The organism is Pseudomonas sp. 2(2015) (genome assembly GCF_000955865.1).
In the GTDB taxonomy this organism is placed as follows: Bacteria; Pseudomonadota; Gammaproteobacteria; order Pseudomonadales; family Pseudomonadaceae; genus Aquipseudomonas.
On the sequence record NZ_JYOF01000010.1, the window covers coordinates 283,153 to 302,748 of the forward strand.

The following is a 19,596-nucleotide window of genomic DNA, read 5'->3' on the forward strand; positions in this document are numbered from 1 at the left end:
CAGTCGGTTTTTTCATTGAGGTTTCATCTGCGCCGGGCTGGCCCGTTCTATGCTGCGCACTATCAGCATTGATCGATAGCGTTGCTTAAGGTGCAAAACGATGCGGCGTCTTGGCGCATTACTCCTGTTAGTCCTGTTGGGCAGCCCGCTGATGGTGCAGGCCGAGCCGGCTGCGCACTGGAGTGTCGGCGTGCACCGCCTCAGTTTCGCCGACCCGCTCGATGCGCAGCCGGTGCAGGCCCTGGCGTTCTATCCCTCCACTGCACCTGAGCGCAGCAGCCGCATCGACGGCTACCGGGTCCAGGCTTGGGAAGGTGCGCCGATGGTTATCGGCCGTTATCCGCTGTTGATGCTGTCCCACGGCAACACTGGCACGCCGTTGGCCTTGCACGACCTGGCCACCGCCCTGGCGCGCCGTGGCTTCATCGTCGTTGCCGTGACCCACCCGGGCGACAATGCCCGCGACCACAGCCGCCTGGGCACCTTGAGCAACCTTTACGGGCGGCCGTTGCAGATCAGTGCAGCGATCACCGCCAGCCTCGGCGATAGCTTTCTGGCCCCGTACATCAATGGCCCGCAGGTGGGCGTGATCGGCTATTCGGCTGGCGGTGAGACCGCCTTGATCCTGTCTGGGGCGCAACCGGACCTGGAGCGTTTGCAGCGTTACTGCCAGGAGCGGCCGCTGGATGCCGACGCCTGCAAGACCAAGGGCGTGCTGATCGCCGACCGCGCCGACCTGCGTGCCGCGCCCGATCCGCGGGTCAAGGCGCTGATGTTGATGGCGCCGCTGAGCCTGATGTTCGGCCGTCATGCGTTGGCCGAGGTCAAGGTCCCGGCGTTGATCTACAGCGGCGACAAGGACCAGTTGCTGGCCATCGACAAGAATGCCCAGGCCCTGGCGCGCAAGCTGCCGGTCACGCCCAACTACAAGCTGCTGGCCGGTGCCGGGCATTTCGTGTTCATGGCGCCGTGCGACGACGAGCAGCGCCAGAAAATGGCCGCCTTGTGCAACGACCCGGACGGCGTCGACCGTGAGGATATTCACCTGACGTTGCAGGCTGAGGCTGCGCGGTTTTTCAACCACACCCTGGCTGACCGCCATCAGGGCGGCCTGCACATGGCCGATCAGTAGTTGCCGGCACGCCGTGACAGCAGGAGGGTGAGGCCGACGCCAAGCAGCGAAAGCAAAGCAGCCAGGCAAAAAATCCAGGCATAGCCCAGGTGCAGGGCCACCGCACCCATCATTGGCCCGGCAATCGCCAGGGCCAGGTCGAAGAACACCGCATAGGCGCCCAGGCCTGCACCGCGGCTGGAACTGGGCACCTGTTTGATCGCCTCGACACCCAACGCCGGATACACCAGCGACAGGCCGAAACCGGCAAAGCCTGCGCCAATCAATGCCAGCAGCGGGCTGGGGGCCAGCCACAATAAGGCCAGGCCCAGGGCTTCGGTGGCCATGCAGGCCATCGCCACCGGGTAGCCGCCAAAGCGGTTGACTGCGTTGACGAACAATAGCCGTGAAAGGATGAAACACACGCCGAATGCGCTGAGGCACCAGGCTGCGCCACTCCAGCCCTGCTCGAGGTAGAACAGGGTGACGAAAGTGGTCAGGGTGCCGTAGCCGATCGACGCCAGAGTCAGGCTGACCCCGCACGGCGCAACCCGGCCGAATGCGGCGCAGAACGGCAGGCGCTCGCCACGTACCACCGGCGTCGACGGTTTGTTGCGGATTACCAGCAGGGCCAGCACTGCCAGGACGCTCAAGGCCAGGCCCAGGGTGGCGAAATTGACTCGGTCGACCAGTGCCACGCCCAGCGGCGCACCGATGGCGATGGCCCCGTAGGAGGCAATGCCGTTCCAGGAAATCACCCGCGCGGTGTGCTCGGCGCCCACCGCACCGATGCCCCAGCTCAAGGTGCCGACGCCGATCAGACCCTGGGCGATGCCCAGCAGCACGCGCCCGCCCAGCAGCGCCAGCAGGCTCAGCAACGGCACATCGACTGTCAGTGCTGAAGCAAAGGTCAGCACACCGCTGGCGGCAATACCGATCAGGCCGTAAATGATTGCCCGCTTGGTACCCAGGCTGTCTGCCGCGCGTCCGGCCAGCGGCCGGCTGAGCAGGGTGGCCAGGTATTGCAGGCCGATGGTGATACCGGCGATCACCGCACTGAAGCCTAACTGGTCATGCACATAGCTGGGCAGCACCGCGATCGGCAAACCGATGCAGAGGAAGGCGATAAAGGTATAAAAGACAATCGAAAGGATTTGCCGGGTGATCGACCCGGTATCGACGGGGGCGGGTGCTTGCGCGGACATGAGCTCGTTCGCTGGCGGGCGGTGGGAGAGGGCCCATGATCGCCGGGTGCGAAGAGAAAAGGAAGCAGGCTAACGGATTTTCCAGCATCGCGGGGCAAGCCCGCTCCTACAGGATTATAGGAGCGGGCTTGCCCCGCGATCAGATCTGGATCAGATCACCACACCTTGGCTGCGCAGGTAGTCATCGTAGGTGCCGCTGAAGTCCACCACACCGCTCGGGCTCAGCTCGATGATGCGGGTGGCCAGCGACGATACGAACTCACGGTCGTGGCTGACGAAGATCAGCGTGCCCGGGTAGTTCTCCAGCGCCAGGTTGAGCGCCTCGATCGATTCCATGTCCAGGTGGTTGGTCGGTTCGTCCATCACCAGTACGTTGGGCTTTTGCAGGATCAGCTTGCCGAACAGCATGCGGCCTTGCTCACCACCGGAGATCACCTTGACCGACTTGAGGATCTCGTCGTTGGAGAACAGCATACGCCCCAGGGTGCCACGGATTACCTGCTCGCCTTGAGTCCACTGGCCCATCCAGTCGAACAGGCTCAGGTCCTCTTCGAAGTCGTGGGCGTGGTCCTGGGCGTAGTAGCCCAGTTCAGCGCTTTCGGTCCATTTCACCGCGCCGGCATCCGGGCTCAGTTCACCGACCAGGGTACGCAGCAGGGTGGTCTTGCCGATACCGTTGGGGCCGATGATCGCTACGCGCTCGCCGGCTTCGACGGTGAAGCTGAAGTTTTCGAACAGGGTCTTGCCGTCGAAGCCCTTGGACATCTTCTCGATGGTCACGGCCTGGCGGTGCAGCTTTTTGGTCTGCTCAAAGCGGATGAACGGGCTGACCCGGCTCGATGGCTTGACCTCGGCCAGCTGGATCTTGTCGATCTGCTTGGCGCGCGAGGTGGCCTGCTTGGCTTTCGAGGCGTTGGCCGAGAAGCGGCTGACGAAGGTCTGCAGTTCGGCGATCTGGGCTTTCTTCTTGGCGTTGTCCGACAGCAGCTGCTCGCGCGACTGGGTCGCGGCGGTCATATACTCGTCGTAGTTGCCCGGGAACAGGCGCAGTTCGCCGTAGTCCAGGTCGGCCATGTGGGTACAGACGCTGTTGAGGAAGTGGCGGTCGTGGGAAATGATGATCATGGTGCTGTTACGCGCCGTGAGAATGTTTTCCAGCCAGCGGATGGTGTTGATGTCCAGGTGGTTGGTTGGCTCGTCGAGCAGCAACACTTCCGGGTCCGAGAACAGCGCCTGGGCCAGCAATACACGCAGCTTCCAGCCGGGTGCGACTTCGGTCATCGGGCCGAAATGCTGTTCCAGCGGGATACCCAGGCCCAGCAGCAGCTCACCGGCGCGGGATTCGGCGGTGTAGCCGTCCATCTCGGCGAACTCGGTTTCCAGCTCGGCGACGGCCATGCCGTCTTCTTCGGTCATTTCCGGCAGCGAATAGATGCGATCGCGCTCGGCCTTGACCTTCCACAGCTCTTCGTGGCCCATGATCACGGTGTCGATCACGGTGAACTCTTCGTAGGCGAACTGATCCTGGCGCAATTTACCCAGGCGCACGTTCGGCTCGAGCATGACCTGGCCGGCGGACGGCTCCAGATCGTTGCCGAGGATTTTCATGAAGGTCGACTTGCCGCAGCCGTTGGCGCCGATCAGGCCGTAGCGGTTGCCGTTGTTGAACTTGACCGAGACGTTCTCGAACAAGGGCTTGGCGCCGAACTGCATGGTGATGTTAGCGGTGGAGATCAAAGGGCTTACCTATCAATAACTTATGTGACGCTTTCACAGCCTGAGACCAATTTGAGACCAATCTGGAGCTTTTCAAGCTCCTGCCAATCCGAGGTCGAGTTGATCCAACGTGCATAAGTCGATAAGAGCATCTGCACGCTATGCCCGAGCTGTTGGGCGATAAATGCGGGGTTGAGGCCAGACATTAAGCATATTGTCGCATAGGTGTGACGGCAGTTGTATGGTCGCCGGTAGACGATCCCCAATTCCTTGAGGATTGGCCGCCATTGGTGGTGGAGATCCGACGTTTGCTGGACGAACTCGGCGTTTTTCGACGGCGGAAAGATGTAAGGCGTCTCAGTCACTTTTCCTTTGCCCAGCTTGCGCCGCTCCGCGTACTGCCTGGCAAACTCCAGCGCGTGCAGCGCACGTTCATTCAGCAGTACGAAACGATCCTTTCCTGTCTTGGTGCGTTCCACCACCTTTCCTAACGCAACGGTGCGCTTCACGTGCGCCGTTCGCTTCTCAATGTCTACGGCGTCCCATCGTAGGGCCAGCGCCTCAGATAATCTCATTCCCGTAAAAAAGACGAACTCATAAAACGCGGCGTAGATCGAGCTGGGCCAGTGTTTGCCGGCGTACATCCTTGCGACGATGCGGTTTGCCTCGTCCAGGGTGAACGGCTCGATCTCCTTTTTGCTTCGCTTGGGCAGCTGTACTGACTCTGCCGGGTTACGCAGTATTAAGCCGTCACCGACTGCTGCCTTGAGGATGGTCGACAGCTTCACCAGCGCGTTGCGCTTGACGGAAGGTGAGGTCCATTTCGTTGTGCTGACGATTTGGCGAATCCGCGTCGTCGACAGCAGGTCGATTCGGACTAGTGCGAGGTGTGGCATCCAGTAAAGGTTGAGCGCGCTCTTGTAGCCTTTGCGCGTGCCGTCAACGATCTCGCGACTATCCAGCCACAGCTGAGCGTACTCACCAAATACCGGCACCCCGCCTACGACGGTAGCGGAGTTTGGAAACAGTTCCGCGTATTTATCCTGGTCAAGTAGCCCGTACTTGATGAGGCTTATTACCTGATCGCGAAGCTGGGATGCAGCCTTGAGGCCTTTCGATGTCGCGGGGTAGGGAAGGGTTTCGGTGCGTCGAGTACCTTCCCACATGAACCGGAGGCGGAGCGATCCGTGGTTGATGTCGATCCCTGGGGGTAAATCCATTGGCTTTCGAGCCATTCGTCGTACCTCTTCTTGCTATAAATGATGCGGCCGTGGTGCTTCATCCAGACGCCTTCGGGCAATACGCCGCGCAGGCGTCGCCCTTCAAGTGCTCGTTTGGTGCAACCGAGTAGTTCAGCCATTCTTTGCTCGGTGACTTTGTCGACGTCTCCGGGCGCAATGTCGTTGTTCATGGCAATAGCTCTCCATGCCCGCCGCCGGCAGGCTTGAATTGTTGTGGGGAGAATGCTCGGAGTACGGATGTACTCTTTGGGTCAAAAGCTAATATGACAGCGTCAATTTGCGGATGGTTGGATCGGTTTTCTTTGGGCACGGGGATAGCTCACCGAGGTTGGCTACAAATTTGTGATAAGTGGTTGAGATGAGCGATCGAGGGTGCCTGAAGAGGGTGTCAACATCGCTCACAGGGGTAGCAGAGACGGATGCTCCAGCCGTTTATTAGAGGGCTCCGCTGTACCGTCACAAAATTGATTCATTTGTGGTGGCATTTTGCAAAGGCTAGGCTTAACCTCTCGCTGAACACCGGTTCAGTCAGTAGAGGTAGGGCCAAGTTCGGGCCTACTAGAAAAGTTTAGGGGACATGGATTGTATAAACTTGTTGAAATTTCTATAGATGGATTCTGGGGTAAGTACCATGCCAGGTGCGGATTTAATCAAGATGTAAATATCATCATTGGTAAAAACGGCACTGGCAAGACTACGTTCATGAACATACTGAATGCTGTCTTGTCTGTGGATACAGTCGCGTTGCTGGATAACGACTTCACAGAAGTAGTTATCCGGCTCGGATTTGATGGAAGCAGTAGGACTATCAAGGTTACGAAGTCCGAAGATATGCCGTTCACTGCGGTGAGATACCATATAGCTCAGAGAAAATTTGCACTTCCTTTAATTGGTGAGGACCTTAGAAGTGCTTCGCTTTATAGGCGAAGGGCAGCTGAGGCAGCGCAGAAGATTAAAGATGAGCTGAGTGGGATTGTATCGTTAGCTTCGTTGTCCGTTTATCGTTTTCGAAGTAATACTGATCCCGACGCTCAAGATAGAGGCACATATCGAAAAGTATTAGGGCCAGTCGACATGCGCTTGAATGAGCTAATGCACAGCCTGTCGAATTATCAACTTTCATTGGCGCAGCGCTCTAGAAATATTTCGGTAGACCTCCAACGAGATGTTTTGATGTCGTTGCTGTACAAAAATGAAGCTAACCAAGTTGGTTATGCACTAGATTTTGATGCGGATCAAGAAAAACAAAACCTTGTTGCTGCCTATAAGCAGTTGGGTATTTATGGGTCCTCAATAAATAAAAGAATTGCTGAGCATGTTAGCTCTATTGAATCCACCGTTCAGGAAATTAAAGCTGCTATAAAACGCCAGGAAAAATCTTTTGAACATGTTGACTTTGCTCCGCTGGAAGCATCCAAGCGTGCTCATAAAGTATTTGATATGTCGTTAGAGGCAGAGAAAAAAATCAAGTCTGTGTACAGCCAGGTTGATTTGTTTCTCGCTATTCTAAAGGAGTTCATTGAAGGGAAAGAGTTTGGGTTTGAATCTGGCGAGCTTGTAGTTAAATCGCCATCGTCTATTCCGATCTCCAAACTATCTTCTGGTGAGAAGCAGTTGCTTATTATTTTTGCAGAGGCCCTATTGCAACGCCAAGAACCTTACATTTTCCTGGCTGACGAGCCTGAATTGTCTTTGCATATCGCTTGGCAAAGAAAAATTATACCGGCTATAAAAAAACTGAATCCGAATGCTCAGGTTTTAGTTGCTACTCACTCTCCTGAAATCGCCGGTAAATACAGAGGGTGTATGGTCGATATGGAGGATATTCTTCATGTCGGGAATTGAGTATTCTTCAGATGCAACGAATGTTCTTGACCTTTTTTATCGTTGTGATGCCGTGGTCTACGTTGAAGGCGATGATGATGTTCCATTTTGGAGTATCGCGTTTAAGGTATTTGCGGATGCCAATGTAGAGGTGCAAAGCGTCGGTGGGGCAGTCGAACTTGATAAAATAATCGATCGTATTGTTGATGAAGATCTAAAGCTGATAGCGGCTCGTGACTCTGATTTTATAAGGTTGACAGGTGCCGATAAGAAGGAAGAGAGGGTGCTTTATACCTACGGCTACTCTATTGAGAATACGCTTTACTGTCATAGGTCGTTATCGCAAATATCATCGGTTTGGTGTCGCCAGTATCGAGCTGATGCGCAGGTATGCCGTGAATGGCTTGAGGGCTTCTTTGAGCGTTTCAAAGTGTTGATAGCATATGACGTCGCCTGCCATGTTTTTGAAAAGACATTTTCTGCTTTGGGTGATAACTGCACAAGATTTATGGATGGCGAAAAATCGATATTCATCGATGCAAAAAAGCTTGAAAGTAAAATTTCTGAAATGGAAGGAAAAATGAACCAGCAGGAGCTAGCTTATGCTCAATCGCTGATAGATGGTCATGGTGTGAATTACTCGTTTCATATGAAAGGGCATTTTCTTGCTAGTGCCGCCCAAAAATATCTTTCAGCGAAATTAAAAGATCATGGTCGTGGGAATAGTATCTCTTTTGAGTCTATGTACTCGAGCGCTATAGAATTTGTTCGTGGGAATTTTAAAAAGTTGCCAGGAGCAGACTATTACAGTAGTCAAATCAAATCAGCTATGCAAAAGCTTGATGCTTTGTGAGTAATTAGTTTTCGAGACCGCAGAAATATTTGACCCAATTTCTCCTACTCGGAATTCTGTGCGGCAGCCTTCTTCTCGCATAGAGGCGTACGGTGGTCAGAGCAGTCAGCGATTCGGTTTTGCGGAGGTGCTGCATGGCTTTCTCCACGCATGCGCCGCCTTCCGTGTTGGTGGCGGCATGGTGGCAGTTTGGGGTGGGATGGGGTACGGGTGACCGGCATGGGGCCGGGAATTGGAGGATTGGATGGCCACTGATTTCAGCAAGGGGCGGTACAACGTATTCAAAGGGCGCATGCCCGGACAACTTCCAATGGGGAGGATCGACGAAGACGAGTTCGTGCGATCTATTTCAGGGCCTGAGCTTTTGTACAGATTCGATGGGGATGAGTTTTACAGCCTTGATGGCAAGTATCTTGGCTCTATCGTCGAGACCGAGGCTGGAAGAGCAATGGTTGTCGATGGTGCGCACAACTGCCTATTCGTGATTGCACCCGAGTGAAAGCTGCTCGCGGTTGTGGTGCAGGTCTTCCCTTGCGCTGAACTGCTGAGGCTTCCGCGCCACAGGCGGCGAAACCGTGATTTCGTGGCGCGGGCCTAAATTACTTCGCGTCGAAAGTACCCAAAGAGAGCACCGCCGACGCGCCTACCTTGACATGAAGCACCGCCTTGAACTCTTGGGCGATGGCTTCGCGCTGTGATTCTTCACCGATCCAACGCAGTTTCAGCACCGGCTGCGAGCCGCCAGTAAGGACAGATACGCGCAGGCGAATCACCTGCTCGCCCAAGCCTTCGAACGGGATAACCTTGAAGTCCAGCCAGGCTGGGAGAGTCTCTTTGCTGCTGGCCTCGATCTGATCCATGGTGCTGCGGCTGGCGCGGGTCTCGCCCACGGCATGATCGCTTTCCGACGAAGCCTTGACCGTGATGGTGCGCACCGCAGCGATAGCCTTGGCAATCGACATGACAGTACCATTTTCGTCCGTGACCGTCAGATGTTGGATCCAGTCTTCGATCCAATCGCTCATGGCCTTCTGGTTCAGGCCCTGCCCGCACACCGCTTGGACTGCCGCGAAGGCGGCCGAGGCCTTCAGGCGTAGCACGGCACGGTCGTCAGCGTGGCCTGGTAAATCCGGGGTGCCGATGTTGAACAGCACGATGCAGCTCATGTTGTCCTGATCGATGAAGCCTCGGGCGGCTGGCTCTGCGCGTTCGACCACATAGGCGCTGTAGTCCGCCAGAGAGTGAGTTGAGTAAGTGCCACGGAATCGGCTACGACCTAACTGAAAACGCTCCAGGTCGACAACAGTGGTGCTATCCGCCACCAGTACGGTGGGCGTGTTGGTGGCCAGGGCTTTGCCAGCAGCGGCCAGGGCGTTGTCAGTGATGAGTTGAATTGCTTCTTTACTAAGGGACATGCTGCTTTTCCTTGGTGGGTATCAGGTGCGGGGAGTGATAGGGGCTTCATCTCGACTGAAGAGCTGATCGTGCTTTTCCTGAAAGAGGGTGATTTTGCCGCCGGTGCCGACATGCATCGGCGTGTCCAGGCTGGTGTTCTCACTACGAGTGCCGCGCTTGGTCGGCACCTTGTAGTCGAGCTTGTGCTTGATCTTTACTTGGCTGGACTCGCCGATACGGCTGAAGTCCAGCGTGATGACCACTTTCCCGGCCTTGTCGTAATCAACGACCCCGGCGGCTACTTCGGAAAGGGCATGGCCGATCTGGCTGGCGAATGCGCCGCCGTTCAGTTCTTCAAGGAACTCGGCCGTATTGGTTGGGGTTGGCATGGCTTCTTCTCCGTGGGCAAGATGCCGCTCGGCGGCAATGTGATTTGGTGCTGACGTCGGCCGTGCCGTACGCGGTGATTGATCCGTTTCATGCCGCGAGCTTCACTTGTCTCCAGGCGCCGACGGCTTCGAACACTGCGGCGGCCTGCGCCTCTTCAAGCGTCAGGTCCGCCGGAATCGCGATCCATCCGGCGGCCACGACGTGTTGCGGGTTGCACTGGGCGAGCAGATCCGTGTAGGTGGCCTCGATCACGTCAGTGAGGTGCGAGGCCAAGTAGTTACCCTGGGGCGCCACCTCGACGGACTTGCAGTACTGCTCGCCATTGACCTTCTGGCACATCACGCTCAGGTAGATGGTCCAGCGGTGTGCGATGTCGCAGACGGCGTTGACGATCTGTTGCTGCCGTATCTGCTTGTAGTTCTTCCAGTTGACCAGCACCTGCTTCCCGCTGGGATCGATGTTCACCACTGCCGCGTGATTGGATGCGACCAAGGCTCTGCAAGAGCGCTCCAGGCGGGCACGCATGCTGTGCGGCTTGCGCCTAATCATTGCAGCCCAACCAGCTTGCGCGTTGCTGCTGCCTCCAGCACATCAACAAACCGTATGGCGGCTTTGTAGCTGAAGCAGAAGCAGCGGGTCTTGCCGGTCTTTACTTCGACAATGTGCCAGGCGTTGCACTTGGCTACAGCCTTGTAGTGCGGCCCCTCGGCTGGAGCAGGCCGCCAGATCTTGGCGTAGAAGTCAGCGGTGGCCAGTACGGTTCGTTCGCGCAGGGCCGCCAGGCCTTCCACGCGCTGCTGCATGGTTGGATGCATGGTCAATTCCTTGAGGTAGGTATCAGGCGTGCAGGTCGAACGACTCTGCCTTGCGAATGATTCGAATTTCAGCTGTTCGCCGCTCCGGCGCGCGCCGGTCACGACGTACTGTGTCGGTATCACCCAAAGCGGCGTGCATGGACATCAATCCGGCAAGTACGATGCACAACGGGCTGATGATTTGGCGTTTCATCGCCTCGGCCACCAGGGCCGCCCGGCGGTTGACGCCGAGCTTGAACATGGCGGCAGTAATTCTCTTCGCCACCGAACACGGAGCAATGCCGATGGCTTGGGCAATCTCCTTAGCCGTTTTTCCCTGGGCTACAGATAGGACGCATTCAAGTTCTCGCGGAGCAAGGCCACGGCCAAGGTGGCCCTTCCATGCGCCATTGATGATTGTCGATTCCATGCGGAGTTCTCGGTAGATGTGGCTGCATTGGTAGAGCGCCGTCCGGCCTGCTGGAGTCTGAATTCCTGGTAAGTGATGGAAAGGGCTCTACCGATGCAGCCTGGTGCTAGGTGATCGGGCAGTTAACGTCAGGCTGACGTGGCGCTGGTTGTTCTACGTCAGGCTGGGGGGGCTGCCTCCGGCTGTTCGGCTCGGATTCGCTGGTAAATCTCTTCGCGATGGACGGCCACTCGCTCAGGAGCTTCAACCCCCAACCTTACCTGGCGGCCATTGACGTTAAGCACGGTCACGCTGATGTCATCGTTGATGCGGATGGTTTCGCCCACGCGGCGGGTGAGTATCAACATGGTCCTTCTCCTTGGTTGTCATCCCAAAGCGCCCGGAAGACCAGGCGCTTCAGTGATGCTTCCCGCACTGGGCCCGCCACTGGCGGCAACCCGAGAGCACACCTCTAATTGTTCCTCCGGCCGCGACCCTGGTCCGCCGGAAAACTGAATTCGCGCTTTACGCTGCACGCCTGGGTCAGTTGCCAACCCTCTGAACTGTTTAGGCCAGTCCATCGCTGCCTTCGTTGCTGACCGGTGGTGATCCGGCACAGCGCAAATATCACGCAATGTGTTTATTGGTGTCAACACGAAATGTGATTTATTTTTCTGGAGGCAATAAAAAACCCGGCGAGTGCCGGGTTATTTGAAGCGCAGTAAGTGGTTACCAGAGAGCGGAGGACCAGAACACCCTGCCGAGAACGAAGACTTCCTTGGTCTCCATATCTCTAGCGGTGTACTCCTCGTCTGGGTGTTCATCGCGATTGAAGCTGCGCATGCGTATGCCACCGCCAGGAAGGCGATACAGCGTCTTCACGCGGAGCTGCCCTCCGTGATTGATAGCGTACATTTTCCCATCGACTACTGTAGTGGAGCCTTGATCAACAGCTACAGTGCTACCGTCGGGAAGCACTGGCTCCATGCTATTGCCACTGACGGTTACGCACACGGCGTCGCTTGGTTCAACATTTTGCTTCTGCAGCATCGCTTTCCCAAGTCGCAGCTTGCGTGTTTGAGACTGTTCAATAGTTGTCCTGCCTTGGCCGACAGATAGCTCGACCTCTTTTAGGTACGGCACGTACACCTCATCTCCATCCAGTGGCGTGTCATCGTCCCAGACATCAATCGGTCCGAGGGGCGTTGCGTTCGCCACAACCTTAGCTTTGCTCTGGTCTAGAGCGCCTGGCTTAAAGTCGAGGATGATTTCCGAGGCATCCACACCTATCGCCTTCGCGATCAGTTGAAGGTCTGCGAGCGTGGGTTCGCGAGTATTAGTCTCGTAGTTGCCAACCCGTGACTGTGATCTCCAGCCGCACGCAGCCGCCAGGGCCGCCTGTGAGAGCCCAGCTGCCTTTCGATGCCGTTTGATGCGTTGTCCAAGAGTCTCTTTCATGGTCGTGATTGTAATCACGTTATGAAATACCTCGCTTTCACTATTTGTGATTGTAAATAACACGCAACGTGTTTATTCTTGGTTCAGGCTCATAGGAAACCCATATGAACAACGTTCGAAAAATCCGAGAGGAGGCGTGTATTACCCAGGCCGATCTTCGGCGGAAGCTCAATTGGCACCAGTCGCGCCTTGCTAACTATGAAGCGGGGCGACGCATTCCTGGGCTCGAGGAAGCCCGCTTGATTGTTATCGCCCTGAACGAATTGGGAGCCAGCTGCAGTCTAGATGAAGCGTTCCCACCTACAGAACAGGGCAACAACGCTGCCTGAATAGGGCTAATTATCTCCGGTCCGGTATCGCTTCAGTAGGGACTCGGAGTAGCTGTGAATTTAACCAGTAAGGAGGATGGAGGAGTGAAATTCGAACCTGGGGTTATCTACTCTGAAGCAGAGATTCGGCGGTTGCTCGGCTGGCGTGAGTTGCTTCGACGAAGACTTCGACGATGTCTCCACTGGTGTGGTTTGTCAGCACAGCCCGACCAAGCTCCCAAAGGTTCCCGCTCACATGATCGCCAACCTTCAGTTGGCCAATCATCACATCAACAATCGAAAAGCCCTCCGCAGTATTAACGGCGAAACGCGGAAGCCGGGCGTGATACCCGCAAATAGTCCCTTGAGTACTCATGTCGCTTTCCTAGCTAGAAATGGTGAGGTCGCGAACAAGTAAGTGTTCTTGCAGGCGAAAAAAAACCGGGTGGCAGCCCGGCTTCTTCAACAAACAACAGGATCAATTATGCACACCGGGATCTATTCAATCAAGGGCGGTGCTGACGCGTCAGCTTTTCCCAAAAACAAGAGTCTGACGCGTCGGGTCGGTGTGAGGGGGCATCTGTGAGTACCATCATCATGAGCGCTTGCTGGCCGTTGCAGGGCATGAGCCCAGCACAAAAGGCAGTGCTAATTTCTCTGGCGGACAATGCCAACGACGAAGGTGTCTGCTGGCCTTCCGTCGCGCGCATCGCGGAGCGCACCTGCCTTACAGAACGTACTGTCCGCTATGCCTTGCGCTGGCTGGAAGAGTCGAGAATCCTGACTGCGCACATGCGTTCCGGCCGCTCGACCTGGTACACCATCAGCCCTTTTTCCTACTACCCCGGCATTTCGTGCCCCCCTGCAACAGATGCCCCCCAACCCCGGCAAGAAATGCCCCCCACCCCGGCACCAGATGCCCCCCACCCCGGCAACAAATGCCCCCAGAACCGTAAGGGAACCATCAAGGAACCGTCAGGATCATCCGCGAGCACTCCCGACGACTCGAAAACGGTATCGGTTGATCAGGTCGTGGAGTTGTTCAACGAGTTGCTGCCTGAGCTGCCGCGTGTTGTCTTGGTCAACAAGGACCGTAAGTCGAAGGTGCAGGCTCGACTGACAGAGAGCCCTGTTCACCAAGATCTGGATTTCTGGCGTGACTTCTTCGGCATGGTCCAGGCCAGTGACTGGCTGATGGGCCGGGTAGGGGGCCGAGACAACAAACCTTTCCGCTGCAACTTCGACTGGCTCATTGCGCCGACCAACTTCGTGAAAGTCGTAGAGGGTAATTACAATGCGTGACCCGTATAGCATCGAGGCTGAACATGGTCTGCTGGGCTCGATGATGAGTCGCCCTGAGCTGATCGACACCCTCAGCGACGATCTGACAGCCGAGGCGTTTTACTTCGCTGAGAACGCCGATGTGTTTCGCGGGATCATGGCCGTGCGGGCTGCTGGCAAGGCTGTCGACTTCTTGACCGTCGCCGAACAGGTCGGCACGTTGCCAACCGGTGACCGCGCTCTGGCTTATTGTGCCGAGATCGTGAAGAACACCCCAAGTGTCGCCAATGCCAAAACCTACGCAGCGATTGTGCGAGAGAGGGCTATCGAACGCTCTCTGTTCGACCTGGGAAGTCACGCTCTAGAGATCGCGCACAGTGAACAGGACGTGCAAACCAAAATTGCCACCTTGCAAGCTGCTGCAATGGCGCTCGACTGTGGAGCAGGCGATGACGACATTTCGAAGGTCGGCGACGTTCTCGCGGATCAGCTGGAAGTCTGGCAGGAACGCCATGATCGACACGCTCGCGGCGAGACGCTTATCGGGCTGTCGACTGGCCTGAAAGACCTGGACGAGAAGCTCGGTGGCTTGCAGCCTGATCACCTGTACGTGGTCGCTGGACGCCCAGCTATGGGAAAGACCACGCTCGCCATGGGCTTTGCCGTTGATGCGGCTGTACGCCAGAGCAAGTCGTCTCTCGTCATCAGCCTGGAGATGAATAAGGGGCAGCTGTTGGATCGCGCCGTAGCTTCGGAGGGGCGCATTCCGCTTGCGCAGGTGAAGAACGGAACCGCCTGCCAGAACCATGGCGCTGAACTCGCTGCAGCGGCAGGTCTGCTGCGTAGTGCGCCTCTGTACATCGCTGACCGGGCTGGCTCGACTATCGGGCGCATTCGCTCGTTGGCTCGGCGGCACAAGATGCGCTATGGCCTTGACCTGCTGATGATCGATTACCTGCAACTGGTCGAGGGAGACGGTGGCAACCGCACCGAAGAGGTGAGCAGCATCAGCCGCGGCTGCAAGTTGTTGGCCAAAGAGCTGGGCATTCCGGTGGTATTGCTCAGCCAGCTTTCCCGCAAGTGTGAAGAGCGCCCCAACAAACGACCTGTCCCGTCTGACCTGCGCGAATCAGGCGCTATCGAGCAAGACGCCGATGTGATCCTGTTCGTGTACCGCGACGAGGTGTATCACGAAAACACCGAAGCCAAGGGCATTGCTGAAATCATCATCGGTAAGGGCCGCGATATCGAAATGGGTACTGTTCGTGCCGCTTTCCTGGGTCAATACAACCGTTTTGAGAACTTGGCTGCCGGTTGGGCTCCGGCGCCGAAAACTCAGCCGGAGAAGGTGACCAGCCTGGCTGGCCGTTATGCAAACAAGGATAGGTTCTGATGGCCGAAATCGTTGCTGTTGACCGCCTGCTGGCTGTTCCTGATCCGAGAAACTACCGTTTTGTCGTGTTCTGCTGCTCATTCAAGTGGGAACTTGGCTGCACCCCTGATCATGCGTTGGCATTGTTCGTTGATCGGGCGATGGCCGAACGTTACGGCGCGCTGATGTGGCCTAGCACCTTTGAGGTGGTCGATATCGCGGCCTGGAAGGCTCAAAAGGTGGTTTCTGCATGAAGGCTACTGCCGAGGTGAAGTTGTCCGATGCTGAAATCCGTCGTCAGGCTGCCAACTTGGAGGTTCGCGATCTGCGAGATCCTCGGCACCCGGGCTTGCGGTTTCGGTTTGACCAAAGTCGAAATGCTGGGACCTGGTTCTTGGTTGTCCGTCGCAAATGGAACCGCCTCGCTCGCTTTCCAGAGTACGGCCCGGCTGCGATTTTCGCGGAGCTGCCCAACCTTCGCCAGCGTTTGCTCAGTCGGCCAGGCGAAGCTGTCGCCTTGGCCGGTCTGGTGACGTTCAATGACTTGCTGACCTGGTTCAAGGAGCGAGTGGCGAATGACGCCGCGCTATCAGATTCGTGGAAGCGCACTGTTAGGACGGTAATCGACAGGCACCTACTGCCGCGTCTGGGTGAGTTTCCAATCAGTGCATTGACCGCAGCCACTCTCGATAAGTCCCTGATGTGGCCTGTCCAAGCTGAGTGCTCGACGTCCTACGTTCGCCAGATTTTCCGGGTGCTGAGCCTGGCCACTGGGAAGGCTCGCGAGTTAGGCCTGATCGCCGGTAACCCCATGGCAGAAATGAAGTTCAACCACTTCATCAAGACCAAAATCCTACCCAAAGATGGCCGGCTTCGGGCAGATCACCTGGAGGAGGTCGTCCCAGCACTCGGCGCGCTGTTTGAGCAGGCCCCGACTGACGCGATGTTGGCGCTGCTGATGATCTGTCATGGCACGCGCCTGGGGGAAACTCGCCGTGCTGAATGGGCCGACTTCGCCCTCAGCCATGCCGAATGGTTCATACCTTCCGAGCGCACCAAGACCCGGACCGAGCACCGTCTACCGTTGACTCCGCAAGTGTGCGCTCTGTTGCGGCGCTATCGTGCTGCGCAGCTCGCAAGCGGTTACAGCGGGCAATACCTGTTTCCCGGGCGAAAAGGGCAGGCGATCAGTCCTAGCCAGGCATCGGCCGTATTCCGCCGCCTGGCCATTCGCACCTGGTCCAGCCACGACCTGCGCAAGGTCGCCCGAACTGCCTGGCTCGACATGGGCGTCGACGGGTTCATTGGCGAAATGCTGCTGAATCACTCACTGGGAAAGGTTGCTGATACCTACATCAAAACCAAGGGCAACGGCCTGCGCCGAGAAGCGCTTGAGCTGTGGCACGGATGGTTAGATGGGATCGGCTTTGCAGCCATTCACGGGTTGACGGGCGTGCAATCCGCAATTTCTCACAATGGGCCACAGGCCAAGTCACGCAAGGCGCGGAGCCCAATCGACGAATTTGTTACAGGGGAGAATGCAGAACGTGAAAAAGGGCATGGACCATGGCTTTAGCAGGCCGCGCCTGGACCTCGTTCAGTGCACGGTATGCAGGGGGAGGGCGGTTGTAAAAGGGGTTTTCTTTGAGTTGGTCTGCACTGATTGCAATGGGTCAGGTTGGGTTGTTGAGGGTTCTAGGTTGGTGCTTCCGCTTGAGGAGCTGGTGACGCAGTTGAGTTTCAAATTGCAGCAGGCTCAGAGGCAAATCGAAGTGCTGAAAGGGCCGGCCAAAGTAGTCGGCCCGCAGCAGCAATACCAAGAATCGAACCGCCTGGGGGCGGGCGGCACAAATTACACAGGGGATTGAGAGCATGATGATTCGAAAGCCGGCAGGTCGGCCGTTGGGCGATACCGAGTATCTGCTGGAGCAGTGGGGGTGGTGGCGGATGGATGGGGCAGGCCTACCCATCTACACTTCGCCAACCTTTGCGCTGATGCGCCAGGCAGTGCCGCAGCCATCGGCGAGCAAGAACTATTGCATTAGCGACGACTGGGCACTTGCCATCGACAATGCAGTAGCTCGGCTTGCAGCTCGCGATCAGCAGATGGGCGATATTATCTGGCTTTACTACGGGGCCAAATGGCCAATGATGCGTGTAGGCAAGCACTACAGGATCAGCGAAGGAAAGACCAGAGAGTTGGCTAGGGCTGGGGCTGCATGGATAGACTGTGCAATTAGCGGGATGCGCGAGGCTGCCTGAAATGCAAAGTAGCAAGGAGGGCATATGCCCTCCTTGTAAATCAAACTAGAACGCGTTCGCCCACGACCTTGATAGAGCTTCCTTAAGTGCGGGCATATGCTGCTCAAAAGCCTCTTTTGTGATGTTGTCACCAACTGTTTTAGCAAGTTGCTTCTTTTGGTGCCCGGTCATGCCCTTCGTAGCATCTTCGCTTCTTCTCCACTCATTTTCATCTGGATAGCATTCCTCCAAACTTCCGAATGGCAGAACCAGAATCTGACCGCGCTTGTGAAGGATTTCGTGATTCCCAATAAATTGGTCAAATCCAGGTTTTGCTTTTTCTGTTGGCTGATCGCACAAAATTATAGTTCGTTCGCTATATATGCTGTGTCCCATTGGTGAGTAAGCTTTAACTATGGCATTGATTGATCGCTTCGCCTGGTGAGTGTCGCCTTCGGCAGAGATAATTTGAATTGGCGGTTTTTCATTGTAGTGACGCTTGATGACCCTGGTGAGCAACTCAAATTCGCTAGGGCCTTCTACTATTAAAAAGTTTCTTGGTAGCAGTAGGTCTGCCGGGCTTCCGCCTAGAAGTTCGTAAATGATATACGGCTTATCGGTGTCCTCAGTTTTGAATATGTCTGTTCTGCAATCGTTTTTTTCTGTTTTGAATACAGACTCGTTTTCGCTGGAGTCGGCTACGAAAACTGAAGAGTGCGTGCTTATTACAACCTGGTCTAAACTTTTGCTTAGCTCAAGCAGAACATTCTTAAGCTTTCGTTGTGCCGTCGGATGCAAGTGAAGTTCTGCCTCATCAATAAAGAACAGGAATGATTTGCCCGCGTCTTCCCTGGCCTTTCGATAATCAGCATATGCCTGGATGATCGCGAGCATTAAGGCCCGCTGCATACCATCCCCTTTTTCGCTAGCGTAAGTTTCAATGCCATCATCGACAACAGTTTCGAATTTTTTTAAGAGATCGTTGAATTCAGGTGATTGAACTTCAAAAAATACTTTTGTGCATTCTGAGAATTGCTTTTCAAGATGATTTTTTACTGACCCGCCAAGTGCTTTGAAATGTCCGTTAACTGCAGAATCCTCTGAATTAAATAGATCCTCAAATGTGCTTCTAAAGGCTCGATATTTTGGGTCGTCGCTTAAAATTTCTTCTATGACAGACGAGAGCATGATTCCTACTGCGCTTTTTTGGTTGTATTTGGTGAATTCCTCATAATATTGGCGCGTGTGTATGTACTCAAATTTCGGTAAGAAATCGTTCAAGGCTGTATCGAAACCAGTGGGGTTTTTCTTGACTTCTCCATTGACGGTTACTGTGCGCTTTTTAGGGTCGGAACTTTGTCTGGTTATGGTTATTGAATCAGCGCCTGAAAGAATGTTCAGGATTTTTGTCCTGTTTGCTTCGTTTACCATATTTTCGGCACCATGCTGTGCCCCGGAAAATTCAACGCTAACAATGATTTCTCTGTTAGGGTCTCGTTGAAATTTTATGTCACCAGTAGAGCCTGAGCCAGTGTAAAACCAGTTGATGGCTTCGAAAAGATTAGTCTTACCTGTATTGTTTTGACCAATTAGGGTGTTGAAGTCTGACAAAGTTAAGCTCGCATGCTCGATCGATCTAAAGTTATCAATAGTAACGTTAGCGATTTTCATATGGCCTCCATGCGGAAGTGACAGAAAAAGGAAAGACGCAGCGTTGAATAGTAGCTTGTTGCTACCAGATTGCTCGCTTAACGGGTCTACAGGAATGTGCATCAACTGGCCGACCGGCGTGAGGGGGAGGGCTGCCTTTTTAAAAAGCTATTTTCCGCGCGGAATAGATCTGTTTTCATAGCAGCGTGTGTTGCTGTGCACGCAGCGAGACGCCTTCAAGAACCCGGCCAATGAGCTGGGTTTTTTGTGCCCATTTGCAAGCCCCGCCTTCGTGCGGGGCTTTTTCGTTTTCGGCCCTATGCCTGCTCTTTGCTTCCAGCGGATGAC

22 protein-coding genes are annotated in these 19,596 nt (G+C 55.5%); 11 read left to right on the plus strand and 11 right to left on the minus strand.

From position 1 onward, the window contains the following. Window positions 1-100 precede the first annotated feature (100 nt). Window positions 101-1,132, plus strand: a complete 1,032-nt coding sequence (locus UB48_RS15010) for a dienelactone hydrolase (RefSeq protein WP_045198363.1) — start codon at window positions 101-103, stop codon at window positions 1,130-1,132. On the opposite strand, the gene UB48_RS15015 is transcribed toward UB48_RS15010, so the two are convergent. The 3 genes from UB48_RS15015 to UB48_RS15025 all read right to left on the minus strand — a co-directional run bounded on the left by UB48_RS15015 (window position 1,126) and on the right by UB48_RS15025 (window position 5,267). After that, entirely contained in the window at window positions 1,126-2,316 is a 1,191-nt protein-coding gene (locus UB48_RS15015) for an MFS transporter (RefSeq protein WP_045198366.1), read from the minus strand. The two genes, UB48_RS15010 and UB48_RS15015, sit on opposite strands and share 7 nt — an antisense overlap. A gap of 150 nt (window positions 2,317-2,466) precedes the next feature. After that, on the minus strand, window positions 2,467-4,053 hold the full coding sequence (locus UB48_RS15020; protein ID WP_010226270.1) for an ABC-F family ATPase: 1,587 nt from the start codon (window positions 4,051-4,053) through the stop codon (window positions 2,467-2,469). Window positions 4,054-4,073: 20 nt separating this feature from the next. Continuing rightward, window positions 4,074-5,267: a tyrosine-type recombinase/integrase gene (locus UB48_RS15025; RefSeq protein WP_045198367.1), complete on the minus strand. Its 1,194-nt coding sequence runs from the start codon at window positions 5,265-5,267 to the stop codon at window positions 4,074-4,076. A 588-nt stretch (window positions 5,268-5,855) separates the two neighbouring features. On the opposite strand from UB48_RS15025, the gene UB48_RS15030 reads away from it, so the two are divergent. The 3 genes from UB48_RS15030 (at window position 5,856) to UB48_RS15035 (ending at window position 8,449) form a co-directional block, all read left to right on the plus strand. After that, complete coding sequence (locus UB48_RS15030; protein WP_045198372.1) at window positions 5,856-7,118, plus strand: ATP-binding protein; 1,263 nt, start codon at window positions 5,856-5,858, stop codon at window positions 7,116-7,118. Further along, window positions 7,105-7,950, plus strand: coding sequence for a DUF4435 domain-containing protein (locus UB48_RS27315; protein WP_082075450.1), 846 nt, complete (start codon window positions 7,105-7,107; stop codon window positions 7,948-7,950). The genes UB48_RS15030 and UB48_RS27315 overlap by 14 nt, the downstream gene beginning before the upstream one ends. 244 nt (window positions 7,951-8,194) lie before the next feature. Then, window positions 8,195-8,449 (plus strand): hypothetical protein, encoded by a 255-nt coding sequence (locus UB48_RS15035; RefSeq protein WP_045198374.1) that lies wholly within the window; start codon window positions 8,195-8,197, stop codon window positions 8,447-8,449. 100 nt (window positions 8,450-8,549) lie between these two features. Here the strand turns inward: UB48_RS15035 and UB48_RS15040 are convergent, their stop codons facing one another. From UB48_RS15040 to UB48_RS15070, 7 genes are all read right to left on the minus strand, one after another. After that, complete coding sequence (locus UB48_RS15040) at window positions 8,550-9,365, minus strand: DUF2303 family protein (RefSeq protein WP_045198376.1); 816 nt, start codon at window positions 9,363-9,365, stop codon at window positions 8,550-8,552. A gap of 21 nt (window positions 9,366-9,386) precedes the next feature. Then, entirely contained in the window at window positions 9,387-9,734 is a 348-nt protein-coding gene (locus tag UB48_RS15045) for a hypothetical protein (protein ID WP_045198378.1), read from the minus strand. A gap of 88 nt (window positions 9,735-9,822) precedes the next feature. Continuing rightward, window positions 9,823-10,284, minus strand: coding sequence for a hypothetical protein (locus UB48_RS15050; protein ID WP_045198380.1), 462 nt, complete (start codon window positions 10,282-10,284; stop codon window positions 9,823-9,825). Next, window positions 10,281-10,550 carry a hypothetical protein gene (locus UB48_RS15055; protein ID WP_045198381.1) on the minus strand — a complete coding sequence of 90 codons (270 nt, stop codon included), beginning with the start codon at window positions 10,548-10,550 and terminating at the stop codon, window positions 10,281-10,283. Before UB48_RS15055 ends, UB48_RS15050 begins: the two co-directional genes overlap by 4 nt. A gap of 22 nt (window positions 10,551-10,572) precedes the next feature. Continuing rightward, window positions 10,573-10,959: a response regulator transcription factor gene (locus tag UB48_RS15060; protein WP_045198383.1), complete on the minus strand. Its 387-nt coding sequence runs from the start codon at window positions 10,957-10,959 to the stop codon at window positions 10,573-10,575. A 158-nt stretch (window positions 10,960-11,117) separates the two neighbouring features. After that, entirely contained in the window at window positions 11,118-11,306 is a 189-nt protein-coding gene (gene csrA, locus UB48_RS15065) for a carbon storage regulator CsrA (RefSeq protein WP_045198385.1), read from the minus strand. 361 nt (window positions 11,307-11,667) lie between these two features. Continuing rightward, window positions 11,668-12,396 (minus strand): helix-turn-helix transcriptional regulator, encoded by a 729-nt coding sequence (locus UB48_RS15070; RefSeq protein WP_045198469.1) that lies wholly within the window; start codon window positions 12,394-12,396, stop codon window positions 11,668-11,670. Window positions 12,397-12,500: 104 nt separating this feature from the next. On the opposite strand from UB48_RS15070, the gene UB48_RS15075 reads away from it, so the two are divergent. The 7 genes from UB48_RS15075 to UB48_RS15110 all read left to right on the plus strand — a co-directional run bounded on the left by UB48_RS15075 (window position 12,501) and on the right by UB48_RS15110 (window position 17,619). After that, the gene (locus UB48_RS15075) at window positions 12,501-12,725 is read left to right on the plus strand and encodes a helix-turn-helix transcriptional regulator (RefSeq protein WP_045198387.1); all 225 of its coding nucleotides are present in this window, start codon (window positions 12,501-12,503) and stop codon (window positions 12,723-12,725) included. Window positions 12,726-13,286: 561 nt separating this feature from the next. Further along, window positions 13,287-14,006 (plus strand): helix-turn-helix domain-containing protein, encoded by a 720-nt coding sequence (locus UB48_RS27320; RefSeq protein ID WP_275559862.1) that lies wholly within the window; start codon window positions 13,287-13,289, stop codon window positions 14,004-14,006. Then, window positions 13,999-15,378, plus strand: coding sequence for a replicative DNA helicase (gene dnaB / locus UB48_RS15090; RefSeq protein WP_045198390.1), 1,380 nt, complete (start codon window positions 13,999-14,001; stop codon window positions 15,376-15,378). The genes UB48_RS27320 and dnaB overlap by 8 nt, the downstream gene beginning before the upstream one ends. After that, window positions 15,378-15,611: a hypothetical protein gene (locus UB48_RS15095; protein WP_045198391.1), complete on the plus strand. Its 234-nt coding sequence runs from the start codon at window positions 15,378-15,380 to the stop codon at window positions 15,609-15,611. The genes dnaB and UB48_RS15095 overlap by 1 nt, the downstream gene beginning before the upstream one ends. Continuing rightward, a complete protein-coding gene (locus UB48_RS15100; RefSeq protein ID WP_045198392.1) occupies window positions 15,608-16,933 on the plus strand; it encodes a site-specific integrase in 1,326 nt (441 codons plus the stop codon). Before UB48_RS15095 ends, UB48_RS15100 begins: the two co-directional genes overlap by 4 nt. After that, window positions 16,896-17,225 carry a hypothetical protein gene (locus tag UB48_RS28215; protein ID WP_045198472.1) on the plus strand — a complete coding sequence of 110 codons (330 nt, stop codon included), beginning with the start codon at window positions 16,896-16,898 and terminating at the stop codon, window positions 17,223-17,225. The genes UB48_RS15100 and UB48_RS28215 overlap by 38 nt, the downstream gene beginning before the upstream one ends. Window positions 17,226-17,229: 4 nt before the next feature. Beyond that, the gene (locus UB48_RS15110; RefSeq protein WP_177329163.1) at window positions 17,230-17,619 is read left to right on the plus strand and encodes an antiterminator Q family protein; all 390 of its coding nucleotides are present in this window, start codon (window positions 17,230-17,232) and stop codon (window positions 17,617-17,619) included. A 45-nt stretch (window positions 17,620-17,664) separates the two neighbouring features. Here UB48_RS15110 and UB48_RS15115 read toward each other — a convergent pair whose 3' ends face one another. Next, window positions 17,665-19,269, minus strand: a complete 1,605-nt coding sequence (locus UB48_RS15115) for an ATP-dependent endonuclease (protein ID WP_045198394.1) — start codon at window positions 19,267-19,269, stop codon at window positions 17,665-17,667. Between the last annotated feature and the right edge of the window lie 327 nt (window positions 19,270-19,596).